The organism is Aerophototrophica crusticola, from assembly GCF_012913305.1.
Taxonomy (GTDB): Bacteria; Pseudomonadota; Alphaproteobacteria; order Azospirillales; family Azospirillaceae; genus Niveispirillum; species Niveispirillum crusticola.
This window is the reverse complement of the sequence record NZ_CP051775.1, coordinates 1,454,672-1,471,560: the sequence shown is the minus strand read 5'-3', so window position 1 is coordinate 1,471,560 and position 16,889 is coordinate 1,454,672. Positions and strand designations below refer to the sequence as shown.

At 68.7% G+C, this 16,889-nt stretch carries 13 protein-coding genes; 12 read left to right on the top strand and 1 reads right to left on the bottom strand.

The genetic code is table 11. The features are described 5' to 3' along the window. The first annotated feature begins 3 nt into the window (after positions 1-3). The 3 genes from HHL28_RS07200 to HHL28_RS07190 all read left to right on the top strand — a co-directional run bounded on the left by HHL28_RS07200 (position 4) and on the right by HHL28_RS07190 (position 5,063). Positions 4-1,404, top strand: a complete 1,401-nt coding sequence (locus HHL28_RS07200; protein ID WP_083698783.1) for a TolC family outer membrane protein — start codon at positions 4-6, stop codon at positions 1,402-1,404. A gap of 173 nt (positions 1,405-1,577) precedes the next feature. Further along, entirely contained in the window at positions 1,578-2,159 is a 582-nt protein-coding gene (locus tag HHL28_RS07195; RefSeq protein WP_075769044.1) for a DUF2497 domain-containing protein, read from the top strand. A 207-nt stretch (positions 2,160-2,366) separates the two neighbouring features. Next, positions 2,367-5,063 (top strand): valine--tRNA ligase, encoded by a 2,697-nt coding sequence (locus HHL28_RS07190; RefSeq protein ID WP_075769045.1) that lies wholly within the window; start codon positions 2,367-2,369, stop codon positions 5,061-5,063. A gap of 190 nt (positions 5,064-5,253) precedes the next feature. Here the strand turns inward: HHL28_RS07190 and HHL28_RS07185 are convergent, their stop codons facing one another. Further along, complete coding sequence (locus HHL28_RS07185) at positions 5,254-6,588, bottom strand: putative bifunctional diguanylate cyclase/phosphodiesterase (RefSeq protein WP_169654912.1); 1,335 nt, start codon at positions 6,586-6,588, stop codon at positions 5,254-5,256. 296 nt (positions 6,589-6,884) lie between these two features. Between HHL28_RS07185 and ilvD the strand changes: the two genes are divergently transcribed. The 9 genes from ilvD to HHL28_RS07140 all read left to right on the top strand — a co-directional run bounded on the left by ilvD (position 6,885) and on the right by HHL28_RS07140 (position 16,886). Further along, entirely contained in the window at positions 6,885-8,624 is a 1,740-nt protein-coding gene (gene ilvD / locus HHL28_RS07180; protein ID WP_075769047.1) for a dihydroxy-acid dehydratase, read from the top strand. Between the two features lie 9 nt (positions 8,625-8,633). After that, positions 8,634-9,437 (top strand): YdcF family protein, encoded by an 804-nt coding sequence (locus tag HHL28_RS07175; protein WP_075769048.1) that lies wholly within the window; start codon positions 8,634-8,636, stop codon positions 9,435-9,437. A gap of 216 nt (positions 9,438-9,653) precedes the next feature. Further along, positions 9,654-10,586, top strand: coding sequence for a septal ring lytic transglycosylase RlpA family protein (locus HHL28_RS07170; protein WP_404326723.1), 933 nt, complete (start codon positions 9,654-9,656; stop codon positions 10,584-10,586). Positions 10,587-10,687: 101 nt separating this feature from the next. Continuing rightward, positions 10,688-11,935 carry a D-alanyl-D-alanine carboxypeptidase family protein gene (locus HHL28_RS07165; RefSeq protein ID WP_083698784.1) on the top strand — a complete coding sequence of 416 codons (1,248 nt, stop codon included), beginning with the start codon at positions 10,688-10,690 and terminating at the stop codon, positions 11,933-11,935. 2 nt (positions 11,936-11,937) lie between these two features. Beyond that, on the top strand, positions 11,938-12,573 hold the full coding sequence (tmk, locus tag HHL28_RS07160) for a dTMP kinase (RefSeq protein WP_075769050.1): 636 nt from the start codon (positions 11,938-11,940) through the stop codon (positions 12,571-12,573). Continuing rightward, entirely contained in the window at positions 12,548-13,687 is a 1,140-nt protein-coding gene (locus HHL28_RS07155; RefSeq protein ID WP_404326721.1) for a DNA polymerase III subunit delta', read from the top strand. The genes tmk and HHL28_RS07155 overlap by 26 nt, the downstream gene beginning before the upstream one ends. A 64-nt stretch (positions 13,688-13,751) precedes the next feature. Then, positions 13,752-15,305 carry a methionine--tRNA ligase gene (gene metG, locus HHL28_RS07150; RefSeq protein ID WP_075769052.1) on the top strand — a complete coding sequence of 518 codons (1,554 nt, stop codon included), beginning with the start codon at positions 13,752-13,754 and terminating at the stop codon, positions 15,303-15,305. An 11-nt stretch (positions 15,306-15,316) separates the two neighbouring features. Continuing rightward, positions 15,317-16,114 (top strand): TatD family hydrolase, encoded by a 798-nt coding sequence (locus HHL28_RS07145; RefSeq protein ID WP_075769194.1) that lies wholly within the window; start codon positions 15,317-15,319, stop codon positions 16,112-16,114. A gap of 4 nt (positions 16,115-16,118) precedes the next feature. Then, positions 16,119-16,886, top strand: coding sequence for an MBL fold metallo-hydrolase (locus HHL28_RS07140; RefSeq protein WP_075769053.1), 768 nt, complete (start codon positions 16,119-16,121; stop codon positions 16,884-16,886). Positions 16,887-16,889: the final 3 nt, after the last annotated feature.

Sequence of the window (16,889 nt, the reverse complement as noted above, 5' to 3'; positions counted from 1 at the left end):
GACATGGATGCCATGAGCCTGAAGCCGACCCTCCGCCGCATGGTGCGCGCGACCCTTCCGCTGGCGGCACTCGCCGTCGGCCTCGGCCTGTCGCCGGCCAGGGCGCAGTCCCTTCAGGATGCGTTGGCCCAGGCTTACACTGGCAATCCCACGCTGGAGGCCGCCCGCGCCCAGCTCCGCGCGACGGACGAGTTGGTGCCGCAGGCGCGGTCCGGTTACCTGCCGACCCTGAACGCCGAGGCGGACATCTCCCGGAGCTGGGTGGACCAGAAGGGCGGCGACACCGCGGTGGTCGCCCGTACCAGCAAGAGCGTCGGCCTGACGGCCAGCCAGCCCATCTACCGCGGCGGGCGCACCGGCGCCGGCGTCAACCGGGCGGAGAACGTGGTGCAGGCACAGCGCGCCTCGCTGCTGTCCACCGAGCAGTCGGTGCTGCTGGACGCCGCCACGGCTTATTTCGATGTGGTCCAGAACCAGGCGGTCCTGGATCTCAACGTGAACAACGAGCAGGTCCTGCGCCGCCAGCTCGAGGCATCCAACGACCGCTTCCGGGTGGGTGAGATCACCCGCACGGACGTGAGCCAGTCAGAGGCCCGCCTCGCCGGGGCCACCTCCAGCCGCATCCAGGCGGAAGGCCTGCTGAACGCCAGCCGCGCCACCTTCGCCCGGCTGGTGGGTATCGTCCCGCAGAAGCTGTCCCAGCCGGCGCCGACGTTCACCCTGCCATCCACCATGGACGAGACCATCGCCCTGGCGGAGGCCAACAACCCGGCCGTGGTGGCGGCCAAGTACTCTGAGAAGGCGTCCGATGCCGCGGTGGACGTGGTGACGGGCGAGTTGCTGCCGACGGTCAGCCTGAACGCCCAGGCCGGGCGCGACTGGGGCTCCAGCAGCGCCGGCGCGGGCCGCCGCGACGTGCCCGTGGACAGCGCCGCCATCACCGCACGGGTGACGATCCCCCTGTATGAGGCGGGCAACACCACTTCCCGGGTCCGTGAGGCCAAGCAGACTGCCCGCCAGCGGCGAATCGAGGTGGATGAGGCGGCCCGCCAGTCCCGGGAGAACGCGATCCGCGCCTGGGAAGGCCTGGTGACCGCCCGTGCGACCATCAAGTCGCGCCAGGCGCAGGTGCGTTCGTCCGAGATCGCGCTGGAAGGTGTCCGCCAGGAAGCCACGGTCGGGTCCCGTACCGTGCTGGACGTGCTGGACCAGGAGCAGGAGCTGCTGGACGCCCGCGTGAACCTGGTGCGGGCGCAGCGGGATGAGCTGGTGGCCGCTTTCCAGGTCCTCGCCGCCACGGGGCAACTCACCGCCAGCCGCCTTGGCCTGCCGGTGCAGGCCTACGACTACGAGGCGTATTACAAGGAGTCCCGCAACAAGCTGTGGGGCGTGTCGATCGACTGACCGCACAATCCCACCCCTTTCGGGGCGATACCTGTGCTTTCGGGGGGCCATTGGCCCCCCGAACCGTATCATCCCCTTGGCATTTACCTCACTTGTGCCTAGGCTGCCTCCCCTAGGCACGTCATCAGGTCACGGGCGAGATGGTCGACAACCGGTCCCAACAAGAACCGTCGATGGAGGAAATCCTCGCCTCCATCCGCAGGATCATTTCCGAGGACAGCGACGTCCCGCCCGCCGCCGAGGCCGAGCCGCCACCCCCACCCCCGCCGCCGCCTCCACCACCCCCTCCACCGCCGCCGCCCCCACCCCCGCCGCCTCCGCCGCCCATGATGATGGACCCGGTGTTCGAGCCGGAGCCCATGGACATGCCCATGGTCGAGGACGACGTGCTGGAACTGACGCAGGTGGCGCCGGACGAGCCGGTGCTGCCGGACCCGTTCGATTACGACCCGCCGCCGCCCCCTCCACCCCCGCCGCCGCGGCGGCCCATGCCCCCCATGGACGAGGACGGCCTGCTGTCCGCCGCCAGCGCCGAGGCGGCGAGCCGTGCCTTCAGCAGCCTGTCCGGCTTCAAGCGCGGCCCCAGCCTGATCGGGGAAGGCCCCATCGGGAACGGGGGGACCACGCTGGAGGAAATCGTCCATGCCTTGGTCCGTCCGATGATCAAGGAATGGTTGGACGACAATCTGCCGCCCATGGTGGAGCGGCTGGTCAAGCGCGAGATCGAGAAGGTGGTACGGCGCGGCCTGGACTGACGCGCCTGCCCGATCCCCCGCGGCCTGGATCTTAAACTCCCAGGCCGCCGACCGGCGGCCCGCGACCCCATGGTCGCGTGAGCCAAGCCCGCGGAGCGGGCGCCCGGCGATTGAGGGAACAGCAAACACGGGGCGGCGCCTTGATGGTGCCGCCCCGTTCCTTTATGACAACCGCTCCCCCGGAGCAGCCAATCCAAGGTTCCCGCCATGCTGGACAAGACGTTCTCCCCCGCCGAGGTCGAGGCGAAGCACTATGAGCGCTGGGAGCGCTCCGGGGCCTTCGGCGCGAAGGTAGATAGCAACCAGCGGCCCTACGCCATCATGATGCCGCCGCCCAACGTCACGGGCAGCCTGCACATGGGCCACGCCCTGACCTTCACCCTGCAAGACGCGCTGATCCGGTTCGAGCGCATGCGCGGCAAGGACGCCCTCTGGCAGCCGGGCACCGACCATGCCGGCATCGCCACCCAGATGGTGGTGGAGCGCAACCTGGCGAAGGAAGGCCTGACCCGGCAGGAGCTGGGCCGCCAGAAGTTCCTGGACCGGGTGTGGGAGTGGAAGGCCGAGTCCGGTGGCACCATCACCCGCCAGCTCCGCCGCCTGGGCGCCAGCCCCGACTGGCCGCGGGAGCGCTTCACCATGGACGAGGGGCTGAACGTCGCCGTCCGCAAGGTGTTCGTGGAGCTGTACCGCCAGGGCCTGATCTACCGGGACAAGCGGCTGGTCAACTGGGACCCCAAGCTGCACACCGCCATCTCCGACCTGGAGGTGGAGCAGAAGGAGGTCAACGGGAACCTCTGGCACTTCCGCTACCCGATCGACGGGGAGGAGGGCCGCTTCATCGTGGTCGCCACCACCCGGCCGGAGACGATGCTGGCCGACACGGCCGTGGCCGTGCACCCGGAGGATGAGCGCTACCAGGACCTGATCGGCCGACAAGTGCGCCTGCCCCTGGTGGGCCGCCTGATCCCCATCGTGGCCGACGACTATGCCGACCCGGAGACGGGCTCCGGCGCGGTGAAGATCACCCCGGCCCACGACTTCAACGACTTCGAGGTGGGCCGGCGCCATGGCTTGGCCCTCATCAACCTGCTGGACCGGGACGCCCGCATCGTCCAGGCCTTCGAAGGGTACTTGCCGAAGGCGGGCGGCGGGCTGGAGCCGTTCAGCGAGCCCGTGCCGGAGGAATACCGCGGGCTCGACCGCTTCGAGGCGCGCAGACGAGTGGTCGCCGACTTGGAGGCCCTGGGCCTCGTGGAGAAGATCGACCCGCACAAGCACACCGTCCCCCACGGCGACCGTTCCGGCGTGGTCATCGAGCCCTGGCTGACCGACCAGTGGTATTGCGACGCCAAGACGCTGGCCAAGCCGGCCATCGAGGCGGTGGAGCAGGGCCGAACCGTCTTCGTCCCGCGCCAGTGGGAGAACACCTATTTCGAGTGGATGCGCAACATCCAGCCCTGGTGCATCTCCCGCCAGCTCTGGTGGGGCCACCAGATCCCCGCATGGTACGGGCCGGAGGGCAGCGTCTTCGTCGCGGAGACGGAAGAGGACGCCAAGGCCCAAGCGGAGGCCAAGTTCGGCCCCGGCTGCAACCTGCGCCGGGACGAGGACGTGCTGGACACCTGGTTCAGCTCCGCCCTCTGGCCCTTCAGCACGCTGGGCTGGCCCGAGAAGACGCCGGAGCTGGACCGCTATTATCCCGGCGACGTGCTGGTGACCGGCTTTGACATCATCTTCTTTTGGGTCGCCCGGATGATGATGATGGGCATCCACTTCATGGGCGACGTGCCGTTCCGCACCGTCTACATCCATGCCCTGGTCCGCGACGAGAAGGGCCAGAAGATGTCCAAGTCCAAGGGGAACATCATCGACCCCCTGGACGTGATCGACCAGTATGGCTGCGACGCCTTGCGCTTCACCCTGGCCGCCATGGCCGCCCAGGGCCGCGACATCAAGCTGGCGGTCAGCCGGGTGGAGGGCTACCGCAACTTCGCCACCAAGCTCTGGAACGCCGCGCGCTACGCGGAGATGAAGCAGGTCGCTCCGGTGGCGGGCTTCGACCCCGCCGGCGTGAAGCTGACGGTCAACAAGTGGATCGTGGGTGCCGCCCAGCAGGCCGCGGCCCGCATCACGGAGGCCATGGAGGGCTACAAGTTCAACGAGGCGGCCCTGGGCATCTACCAGTTCGCCTGGAACAGCTTCTGCGACTGGTACCTAGAGTTCACCAAACCGATCCTGACCGGGGAGGACGAGGCGGCGAAGGCGGAAACCCGCGCCACCACCGCCTGGGTGCTGGACCGCATCCTGCACCTGCTGCACCCGCTGATGCCCTTCCTGACGGAGGAGCTGAACGAGAAGATCGGCGGCAACGAGCGCCAGCTGATCACCGCGCCGTGGCCTGAGCCGCAGCTGGGCCTGATCGACGCGGCGGCTAGTGCGGAGATGGAGTGGGTGGTGAAGCTGATCTCCACCGTCCGCGCCATCCGGTCTGAGATGAACGTGCCCCCGTCCGCCCAGATCCCGCTGGTGCTGCGCGGGGCGGGAGAGGTGACCAAGGCCCGCCTTGCCACCCACAGGGACCTGATCCTGCGCCTCGCCCGCCTGTCGGGGGTGGAGTTGTCGGACGCCGAGCCGCCCAAGGGCTCCGCCCAGGCGGTGGTGGAAGAGGCTACGCTGGTCCTGCCGCTTGCCGACTTCATCGACGTGGAGAAGGAGAAGGCCCGCCTGTCCAAGGAGATTGCCAAGCTGGCACAGGAGGTTTCCAAGATCGACGCCAAGCTGGCCAACCCGCAATTCGTGGAGCGGGCACCGGAAGAGGTGATCGAGGAGCAGCGCGACCGCCGTGCGGAGGCGGAGAGCGTCCGTGCCAAGCTGGAAGAGGCCTTGGCTCGGCTGGGGTGATGTGGATGCCCGGCGGACTGCGCGGCCGTTCTAGCCCCGCAGTCCGCCGGGCCGCTTTCCCTGGACTCGTCTCCCGCAGACTGGAAACGGGTCTGGCCCTTCGTGTTCCTCACGCGCCCCCGGACCGGGGTCCGGGGCGGGCTCTGCCGCATCCGCGGCTTGGCTTCCGCGGACCTGACGCCAGCTCGGGTCAGCTATGGGCCCGCACGAAGCTGGCAAACTCCTCCGACGGGATAGGCTTGGAGAACAGGTAGCCCTGGCCCTCCTCGACGCCCATGCGCCGCAGAAGCTCCAACTGCGTCGTCGTCTCGATCCCCTCCGCCACCACCTTCAGGTCCATGGCTTGGGCCATGGCCACCGTAGCCTCCACGATGTGGCGGGTGCGGGGGTCGGTCTCCATGTCCATGACGAACTTGCGGTCCACCTTCAGGCAGTCCAGCGGCAGCTCCCGCAGGTAGGACATGGATGAGTAGCCGGTCCCGAAATCATCCAGGGACAGGGCCACGCCCCGGTCGGCGATCCAGCGCATCTGCTTCAGGGCGCCCTCAAGGTCGTCCGGGAGGATCGTCTCGGTGATCTCAAGCTGCAGCAGGTGGGGCGGGATGCCCGTCTCCGTCAGCAGCACGTCGATCAGGGCGGGCAGGTGGCCCCAGCGGAACTGGCGCTCGGAGACGTTCACCGCGATCTGCGTGGGCGGCAAGCCGGCATCCAGCCAGCGCCGGATCTGGCCCGTGGCCTGGCGCAGCACCCATTCCCCGATGGGGACGATCAGGCCCGTCTCTTCCGCCGTCTGCACGAAGGCGCCCGGGGCGAGCAACCCACGGGACGGGTGCCCCCAGCGCAGCAGCGCCTCGCCACCGACGACGGTCTGGCGGTCGCCCAGGCTGACCTTGGGCTGGTAGTGCAGCACGAACTGGTCGTCCCGGATGGCGGCGCGCAGCTCGTCTTCCAGGTCAAGCCGCTGCCGCACCTCATCCCGCATGCTGGCGGCGTAGTGGGTGTAAGATTCCTTCCCGGACCGCTTGGCATGGTCCAGGGCCAGGGCGGCGTTGCGGATCAGGCAGGGGCCGTCGGCGGCGTCCTTGGGCGCGATGGCGACGCCGATCTTGGCGGTGACGAAGAGCTGCCGCCCCTCCACCATGATCGGCTCCGACATCCGGTTCACGATGGCGGAAGCGGCGAACAGCGCCTTTCCCGGATGTTCCAGCCCTGGCAGGAAGATGGCGAACTGGCTCTGCCCGAAGCGGCAGACCAGGTCGTTGGCGCCGATCCCGTCCATGACGCGGCGGGCCAGCAGGGCCATGGCGTTGTCCAGGGCGGCCTGCCCGTGCACCCGGAAAAGCTGGGGCATGCGGTCGATCTCGACCAGCAGCACCGCCGCGACCAGCTTGCCGCCATGCTCCGCCAGGACCTCCGCCACCCGGGCGGAGAAGGGCCGCATCTCCAGCAGCCCGGTGACGCTGTCACGCCGGCCGCCGGGATCGCGGTTGCTTGCTGGGCCAGGGGCCGGCGGGGAGGGGGGCACGGTCTATGGGATCCGGTATGGACTATTGGCGTGACAGGGGCCGAGTATTCGGCGACTCCCAGCCTTACAGCTTTGAACCCTGGAATTCCAGACCCTTCGTATGACCAATGAGGGGGATTGATTTGTGATCCGGATCGTGATCACCCCCGGGACCTTTGCTGTTCATCACGATTGAATGTCGGAACAAGGCCTTACTCATGCCGGGGGCAAGCTGTGCTTGCGCAGGCGGTGGTGAAGCCTATCCTTGAAGCTGCGGAGCGCGTCGGCAAGACGGGCGTGGGTGGAGGAGGCGGGAAATGGCGAACGGCGGTGGGGCTGGGAAGGTCTGGGACAAGTCGCGGATGCCAAGCCGCCATGTCTCGGTGGGGCCGGAGCGGGCACCGCACCGCTCCTACTACTACGCCATGGGCATGACGGCGGAGGAGATCGCCCAGCCCTTCGTCGGCGTGGCCACCTGCTGGAACGAGGCTGCGCCCTGCAACATCGCCCTGAGCCGCCAGGCGCAGGCCGTGAAGCAGGGGGTGCGGGCGGGCGGCGGCACCCCGCGGGAGTTCACGACCATTACCGTGACCGACGGCATCGCCATGGGCCACCAGGGCATGAAGTCGTCCCTGGTCAGCCGGGAGGTCATCGCCGACTCGGTGGAGCTGACCATGCGGGGGCATTGCTATGACGCCATGGTCTGCCTTGCCGGCTGTGACAAGACCCTGCCCGGCATGATGATGGCCATGTTGCGGCTGAACGTGCCCGCGGTGTTCATGTATGGCGGCTCCATCCTGCCGGGCCGCTTCCAGGGACGGGACGTCACCATCCAGGACGTGTTCGAGGCCGTGGGCGCCCACAGCGCCGGGAAGATGAGCAGCGAGGACCTGCACGAGTTGGAATGCGTGGCTTGCCCCTCCGCCGGGGCCTGCGGCGGCCAGTTCACCGCGAACACCATGGCCTGCGTGTCAGAGGCGATCGGGCTGGCCCTGCCGGGGTCGGCAGGCGCCCCCGCCCCCTATGAGGACCGGGACCGTTGGGCCGTGCGGTCGGGCGAGGCGGTGATGAGGCTCCTGGAGCTGAACCTCCGCCCGCGGGACATCGTGACCCGCAAGGCGCTGGAGAACGCGGCAACCGTGGTGGCCGCGTCCGGCGGCTCCACCAACGCCGCCCTGCACCTGCCCGCCATCGCCAACGAGGTGGGCATCGACTTCGACATCCATGATGTGGGCCGCATCTTCCAGCGCACGCCTTACATCGCCGACCTGAAGCCCGGCGGACGCTATGTGGCCAAGGACCTGTATGAGGTGGGCGGCGTGCCCATCCTGCTGAAGGCCCTGCTGGACGGCGGCTACCTGCACGGGGACTGCCTGACCGTCACCGGCAACACCATAGCGGAGAACCTGGCCGACGTGGCCTTCCCCACGGGCCAGGACATCGTCCGCCCCACCTCCGCCCCCCTGTCCCCCACCGGCGGCGTGGTGGTCCTGCGCGGCAACCTCGCCACCGAGGGAGCGGTGGTGAAGGTGGCCGGCATGAAGCAGCTCACCTTCCGCGGCCCCGCCCGGGTGTTCGACTGCGAGGAGGACGCCTTCGCCGCGGTAGAGCGGCGGGACTACCGGGAAGGGGACGTGCTGGTCATCCGCTATGAGGGGCCACGCGGCGGCCCCGGCATGCGGGAGATGCTGGCGACCACCGCGGCCCTTTATGGCCAGGGCATGGGCGACAAGGTGGCCCTGATCACGGATGGCCGCTTTTCCGGCGCGACCCGCGGGTTCTGCGTCGGGCATGTGGGCCCCGAGGCCGCGGTGGGTGGGCCCATCGGGCTGCTGCGGGATGGTGACGTGATCGTGCTTGATGCCGTGGCTGGGACATTGGACGTGGAGTTGGACGATGCCGAGCTGGCTTCCCGTCGGGCCGCTTGGGTGCCGCGCCGACACGACTTCCAATCGGGTACCCTTTGGAAGTACGCTCAACTGGTCGGGCCTGCGGAAAAAGGGGCGGTGACGCACCCGGGCGCCAAGGCCGAGACGCACGTCTACGCCGACCAGTAAGGGTTACGGATGTCCTTCGTCCTGTCCAAGGTGCTGTGGCTCCTGGCCGAGCCCGGCAATGCCTTGGTCATTGGCCTCGTCACGGGAGCGATCCTGCTTTGGACCCGGTGGCGGCGCGCCGGGATGGCGATCGTCGGTACCGTCACTGCCGTTGCCGTCGCAGTCACCGTGCTGCCCATCGGAACCTACCTGGTCCATGGGTTGGAGAGCCGATTCCCCGTGCCCACCGACCTGCCGGAGAGGGTGGATGGTATCATTGTCCTGGGCGGGGCGGTCTTGCCCCGCCTGACCGCATCCCACGGCGTGCCGCAAGTGAACCGTCACGCAGAGCGGATGCTGGATCCGCTCTGGCTCGCCCGGCGCTTCCCGGAGGCAAGGCTGGTCTTCACCGGCGGTTCCGGCAATCTCTGGGACCAAATGAACCGGGAAGCTGTCGATGCCCGACTGCTCTGGGATCGGCTCGGCGTGGACACGGCGCGGGTGACTTTCGAATCAGAGTCCCGCAACACCTGGGAGAACGCTGTCCTGACCAAGGAACTCGTCCGGCCCGCCGAGGGAGAGATCTGGCTGCTGGTGACCAGCGGGTTCCACATGCCCCGGTCCGTTGGCATCTTCCGTCGGATCGGATGGCCGGTGCTGCCCTATCCGGTGGACTTCCAGACCAGGAGGGAGGTCCGGTTCCAACTGGGTTTCGACCTGGAGCAGGGCATCAGCCTGCTTAACCTCGCCACGCGGGAACATATAGGGCTGGTCGCCTATCACCTGATGGGACGAACCGACGCTTGGTTCCCGGCCCCGGAACCGGCGCAGTGACAAGCTTGCGCCCGGGCGGCCGCCCCGTTGCGGCAGCCCGGGGCCTGTGGCAGAAGCGGTCCGTCCGGGGGTACCCCGTTCGTCAGATCCCGTCTCAGCACGCCTGGCCATGCGGCACCGGCTTGGCGGCAGGGCACCGGATGATGTAGGGTGCGGCCCACAATCGGTAGGGGTGGAAGGCGCATGGTCCGGGCACATCTGGTAAGGATTTTGGTATTGGCCGCGGTCGCCGCGGGCCTGTCCGCCTGTGCCACCAAGCCGCCGGAAAAGCCCGCCGCGCAGGCACCTGCCGGGCCCAAGCTGCCCGCCGGCGGCATCTACAAGGTGGGGGAGCCCTACCAGATCAACGGGGTCTGGTACTATCCGCAGGTGGACTACAACTACGACCAGACCGGCATCGCCTCCTGGTACGGCCCGGGCTTCCACACCAAGTCCACCGCGAACGGTGAGACCTACAATGAAAACGAGCTGACCGCCGCCCACCAGACCCTGCCCATGCCCAGCCTGGTGCGGGTGACGAACCTGGAGAACGGCCGCTCCATCGTCGTGCGGATCAACGACCGCGGCCCCTTCGTGGCCGGGCGCATCCTCGACATGTCCCGCCGGGGCGCGCAGCTCCTGGGGTTCGACCAGCAGGGTACGGCCAAGGTCAGGGTGCAGGTCCTGGCGGAGGAAAGCCGCGCCATCGCCGCGGCGGCCCAGAATGGCGGCAACACCCAGATGGCCGGTTCCCCCGACGGCGGCCCGGTTCCCAAGGCGGCCCCGCGGCCGAAGGTGGAGGTGGAGGGCGTGCCGGCCCCGGCCACCCCGCCAGCCCCTGTCCGGACCGTATCGGCCCCGACCACCGTCGCCGGCCAGACCGATTCCGATGGCCGCTTCCTGCCCGCCCCCGTGGTGGAGCAGAAGCCCGTGGCCGGGCCCCAGCGCATCTGGGTGCAGGCGGGCGCCTTCAGCGTCTATGACAATGCCAACAAGCTCCGCGCCCGGCTGAATTCCATCAGCCCCGCCACCATCTCTTCCGCCATGGTGTCCGGCACCCAGTTCTTCCGGGTCCGGCTGGGCCCGCTGGAGACAGTGGACCGGGCGGACCAGGTGCTCGCCCAGGTCCTGGCCACCGGCCAGAACCAAGCCCGCATCATCGTGGATTGACCCTTGGCGTGGGCCCCGGCCCCGCCTTAGAACACGGCAAGACAGCCTCGGGCCGGCAGGAGTCGCCGGCCCGGCCTCGCAGCAAAGGTAGCGACAACGCCATGGTTCGCGGCTTCGACGTGACGAGACTTCCCGCCCTCCTCGGTGCCGCCGCCCGGCGCACGGGCTTCGCCCTCCTGCTGGCAGGGGCCGCCGTGCTTCCGGCCCAGGCCGCCCCGCTGGAGACCATCGCCCGGGAGGCCATCCTGATCGACCTCAGCACCAACACGGTGCTGCTGGAGAAGAACGCCGACGAGCGGATGCCCACATCGTCCATGTCCAAGGTCATGACGATGTACTTGGTGCTGGAGCGCATAAAGTCCGGCCGCCTGACCCTGACCGACACCCTGCCGGTCAGCGAGCAGGCCTGGAAGGTCCAGGGCTCCAAGATGTTCGTGGAGTTGGGCAACCAGATCAAGGTTGAGGACCTGATCCGCGGCGTCGTCATCCAGTCCGGCAACGACGCCTGCGTCGTGCTCGCGGAGGGGTTGGCAGGTTCCGAGGGGGCCTTCGCCACCGCCATGACCAAGCGGGCCAAGGAGTTGGGGATGCACAACTCCAACTTCGTCAACGCCTCCGGCTGGCCGGACCCGAACCACTATTCCACGGCACGTGACCTGGCCACCCTGGCCACCCGGCTGATGCAGGACTTCCCCGAGCATTTCCATTACTACTCGGAGAAGGAGTTTACCTACCACGGCATCAAGCAGGGCAACCGCAACCCGCTGCTGTACCGGAACATGAACGTGGACGGGCTGAAGACCGGCCATACGGAGATCGCCGGCTACGGCCTGATCGCCACGGGGGAGCGCAACGGCCGCCGCCTGGTGATGGTAGTCAACGGCCTGCCGAGCATGCAGGCCCGCGCCGACGAGTCCGCCCGCATCCTGGAATGGGGCTGGCGGGAGTTCGAGACCTATGCGCTGTTCAAGGGCGGGGAGACGGTGGACAGCCTGCCGGTCTGGTTGGGGCAGCAGGAGCAGGTGCCCCTGGTCTCCGAACAGCCGGTGAAGATCACCCTGACCCATGACCAGCGTCGGGCCATGAAGGTCAGCGTCCTTGCCGATGCCCCCGTGGCGGCCCCCATCACCAAGGGTACCAAGCTGGCCACCCTGCGCATCGAGGCGCCGGACATGCCCGCCAAGGAGGTGCCGCTGGTTGCCGCTGCGGACGTGGCGGAGCTGGGCTTCTTTGGCCGCGTTGCCGCCGCCGCCCGCCACCTGATCTTCGGCGCGCCGGAGCAGCCTGCGCCGGCTGCCGCACCCGCCACCCCGGCGCAGCAGCCGGCCGCCACCGCCAAGGCCTCCTGAGCATGGCCCGTGGGCGCTTCATCACGCTTGAAGGCGGGGAGGGGGCCGGCAAGTCCACCCAGCTCCGCCTGCTGGCGGAGGCGCTGCGCGGGGCCGGGGTCCCCGTCGTCACGACGCGGGAGCCGGGTGGCTCCCCGGGGGCAGAGGAGATCCGCGCGCTTCTGGTCACCGGCAAGCCGGGCCGTTGGCAGCCCCTGACGGAGGCGCTGCTGCTGAACGCGGCCCGCCACCAGCACATCGCCGAGACGGTGGAGCCAGCCCTTGCCGCCGGCACCTGGGTGCTGTGTGACCGCTACGCCGACAGCACCTTCGCCTACCAGGGCGCCGGCCATGGGCTGGACCCTGGCGTGCTGAGGACCCTGCATGCCATCGCCACCGGCGGCCTGACCCCCGACCTGACCTTCGTCTTCGACATCGACCCGGCGGTGGGCCTTACCCGCGCGGCCTCCCGCCGCGGGACCGAGGACCGGTACGAGCAGATGGACCTGGCCTTCCATGGCCGCCTGCGGGACGCCTACCTGGCCTTGGCCCGGTCGGAGCCCGCGCGATGTCTGTTGGTCGACTCGTCCCGCTCGGTCGAGGCGATCCAGTCCGACCTGCGCGCCGCCCTGCGTGACCGGCTGGGGCTGCCCCTATGAGCACCGCCCCCCTGGACCAGGACCCCTTTTCCCCCCGCCGCAACTCCCACCTCGAAGGGCACAGCGCTGCGGAGAAGCTGCTGCTGGAGGGCTGGAACAGCGGCCGCATGCACCATGCCTGGCTGATCGGCGGCCTGCCGGGGATCGGCAAGGCGACGCTCGCCTACCGCATGGCCCGCTTCGTCCTTGCCAAGGGCGGGGAGGCGGCGGAGGGGACGGGCTGTTCGGCCCGCCGCCCAAGCCCACCCGTCTGGACATCGACCCGGAAAGCACCGTCTTCAAACGGGTATCGGCCGGGGGTGAGCCCGGCCTGCTGTCCATCGAGCGGACCTGGGACGAGAAGCGGAAGCGGTTCAAGCGCGACCTTCCGGTGGAGGAGGTACGCCGCATCGCCCCCTTCCTGCGCCTGACCTCGGCGGAGGGCGGCTGGCGGGTGGTGGTGGTGGACGGGGCGGACCAGCTCAACACCGCCGGCCAGAACGCCATCCTGAAGATCCTGGAAGAGCCGCCGCCCAAGACCCTGATCCTGCTGGTGGCGGACAATGTGGGCGCCCTGCTGCCCACCATCCGCAGCCGCACCCGTCGCCTGATGCTGGACCCGCTGCCGGAGCAGACGGTGCGCAACCTGCTGTTCCGCTACCGGCCCGACATGCCGGACGGGGAGCGCACGGCCCTGGCCCGCCTGTCGGAGGGGTCCATCGGCCGGGCGCTGGAGCTGCACGGTGCCGGCGGCCTGAACCTGTACAAGGCAATGCTGGGCCTGATGGAGCCGCTGCCGCGGCTGGACATCCTGAACGCCTACGCCTTCATCGACGCCACGGTGAAGCCCAACGACGACGCCTCCTGGGCGGCGGTGACCGAGCTGCTGTCCTGGTGGCTGGGCCGGATCGCCCGTGCGGCCGCAAGGCGGGAGCTGCCGCCGGAGGTCGTCCCGGGGGAAGGGGTGCTGCTCCAGCGGCTGGCGCAGGGGAGCGTTGGGGGAAGCGGCCTTGATCGTTGGGTTGAGCTGTGGGAGAACACCAACCGCCTGTTCGCCAAGGCGGATTCCGCCAACCTCGACCGCAAGCAGACCCTGCTGAACGCGCTGCTGCAGATCGAGGCGGCCGCGGCCTGACCGGCCGCCAGCCGGGGCGCGGCTCCGCGGCGGACGGGGCAGACCGTCGCAGCGGAGAAGTCAGATGGCCGGGCGCACGCCCTTCTACGTCACCACCCCGATCTATTACGTGAACGACGCGCCCCATGTCGGGCACGCCTACACGACGATCGCCTGCGACGTGATGGCCCGCTTCAAGCGGCTGGACGGTTTCGACGTCAAGTTCCTGACCGGCACGGATGAGCACGGGCAGAAGGTGCAGAAGTCGGCGGAGGCCGCGGGCGTCTCCCCCATCGCCCTGGCGGACAAGAACTCCCAGAACTTCCGCGACCTGGCCAAGCTGCTGAACATCTCCAACGACGATTTCATCCGCACCACGGAGGCGCGGCACATCACGTCGGTCCAGGCGCTCTGGCAGCGGCTGCTGGACAGCGGCGACGTCTACCTGGACAGCTATGGCGGCTGGTACTCGGTCCGGGACGAAGCCTATTACGGCGAGGATGAGCTGACCACCCGCGACGGCCAGCGCTTCGCCCCTACCGGAGCGCCGGTGGAATGGGTGGAGGAGCCCAGCTATTTCTTCAAGCTCTCCGCCTGGGGGGACAGGCTGCTGAAGTTCTACGAGGAGCGGCCGGACTTCATCGCCCCCGCCGGCAAGCGCAGCGAGGTGGTGAGCTTCGTGCGCGGTGGCCTCAAGGACCTGTCCATCAGCCGGACTACATTTGACTGGGGCATCAAGGTCCCGGGCGATGACCAGCACGTGATGTATGTCTGGCTGGACGCCCTGACCAACTACATCACCGCCGTCGGCTACCCCGACACCGCGGGGGAGTACGCGAAGTACTGGCCCGCCGACCTGCACATGGTCGGCAAGGACATCCTGCGCTTCCACACGGTCTATTGGCCGGCCTTCCTTATGGCCGCGGGTCTGGAGCCGCCTCGCCGTGTCTTCGCCCACGGCTGGTGGACCGTGGAGGGGGAGAAGATGTCCAAGTCCCTGGGCAACGTGGTGAAGCCCGGCGACCTGGTGGAGACCTATGGCCTGGACCAGACCCGCTATTTCCTGCTGCGGGAGATCCCGTTCGGCAATGACGGCGACTTCTCCAAGCGAGCCATGGTGCAGCGGATCAACGGGGAGCTGGCGAACGACTATGGCAACCTCTGCCAGCGCGTCCTCTCCATGATCCAGAAGTACCATGGCGGCACCTTGCCGGAGCCGGGCCCACACAACGAGGCCGATCAAAAGCTGCTGGCTGCCGCCGGCGCGCTGCTGGGGACGGTGCGGGCAGAGATCGACGTGCAGGCCTTCCACAAGGCCCTCGACGCCATCTGGGCGGTCATCGGCGCCGCCAACCGCTATGTGGACGAGATGGCGCCCTGGAGCCTGCGCAAGACAGACATGGCGCGCCTGGGCACCGTGCTGCACACCCTGGCGGAGGTGATCCGGCAGGTGGCCATCCTGACCCAGCCCTTCATGCCCGATACCAGCAACCGCATCTTGGATCAGCTCGCCGTGCCGGGGAACGCCCGCGGCTTCGACGCGTTGGCGACGGGGACCCTGGCCGGTGGCACGGCCCTGCCGGCCCCGCAGGGCGTGTTCCCCCGCTTCGTCGAGGCCGACCCGGCGGCGGGTGCCTGAGGTAGATGACCATGATCGTCGACAGCCATTGCCACCTGGACTTCCCGGATTTCCAGGCGGAGCGGGATGCGGTGGTGCAGCGGGCCCGGGATGCGGGCGTGAAGCTGATGCTGACCATCTGCACCCATGTCAGCAAGTTCGAGCAGGTCCACGGGGTGGCCATGGCCTACCCGGACGTCTATTGCACCCTGGGCGTCCACCCGCACCACGCCCTGGATGAGACGCCGCACAGCAGCCTCGAAACCCTCCTGGACCTCGCCACGCGGCCCAAGGTGGTGGGGATCGGGGAGACGGGCCTGGACTACTACTACGACCAGAGCCCCCGCGACGTGCAGCAGGACAGCTTCCGCCGCCACCTGCGCGCCTGCCGGGAAACCGGCCTGCCCGTCATCGTCCACACCCGCGACGCGGAGGAAGACACGATCCGCATCCTGCGGGAGGAAGGGGCATGCAAAGAGGTGAGGGGGCTCCTGCACTGCTTCAGCGGTAGCCGCCAACTGGCTGAACAGGCCTTGGAATTGGGTTTCCACATCAGCTTCAGCGGCATCCTGACCTTCAAGAAGTCCGACGACCTGCGCGCGACCGCCGCCATCGTGCCGCTGGACCGGCTGCTGGTGGAAACGGACGCGCCTTACCTTGCGCCCGTGCCCATGCGTGGCAAGCGCAACGAGCCGGCTTTCACCGTGCACACGGCCGACGTGCTGGCCGATGTGAAGGGTGTCAGTCCCGCGGAACTGGCACGGGTCACGACGGCCAACTTCCTACGGCTGTTCGACCGGGTGCCGGCCGACGTGGCGAAGGCGGCCTGACGGGATGCGGGTCACCATCCTCGGCTGCGGCGGTTCCAGTGGTGTGCCCCTGATCGGCGGCGTGTGGGGCGATTGCGACCCGAACCAGCCCCGCAACTGCCGCCGCCGGCCATCCATCCTGGTGCAGACGGAAACGACGACGGTGCTGGTGGACACCACCCCGGACATGCGGGACCAACTCACCGACGCCGGAATCCGGCACCTGGACGGCGTGCTCTATACCCATGCCCATGCCGACCACACCCACGGGATCGATGACCTGCGCGGCTTGAACTGGCAGATGCGCACACCGGTGGACGTCTATGGGGATGCGGCCACCCTGGCCAGCCTGCGGCACCGCTTCGACTATTGCTTCAAGGGCCCGTCGGAGAGTGGCTATTACGCCCGGCCGGCGCTGGAGGCGCATGAGATCACCGGGCCGTTGCGCATCGGCGACCTGGATATCGTCCCCTTCGTCCAGGACCATGGATATAGCCAGAGCCTTGGTTTCCGTTTCGGCAAGCTGGGCTACTCCACCGACTGCGTCGCCCTGGACGACGGCGCCTTCGCCGCGCTGGACGGCGTGGACACCTGGATCGTGGACTGCGTGCGCATGGAGCCGTCGCACCCGGTCCACGCCCACTGGCCCATCACGCGGGGCTGGATCGACCGGTTGAACCCCCGCCGGGCGATCCTGACTCACATGAATCACACCATGGACTACGATACCCTCTGCCGCACCCTGCCTGACGGGGTGGAGCCGGGTTATGACGGCATGGCAATCGAGCTTTGAGGC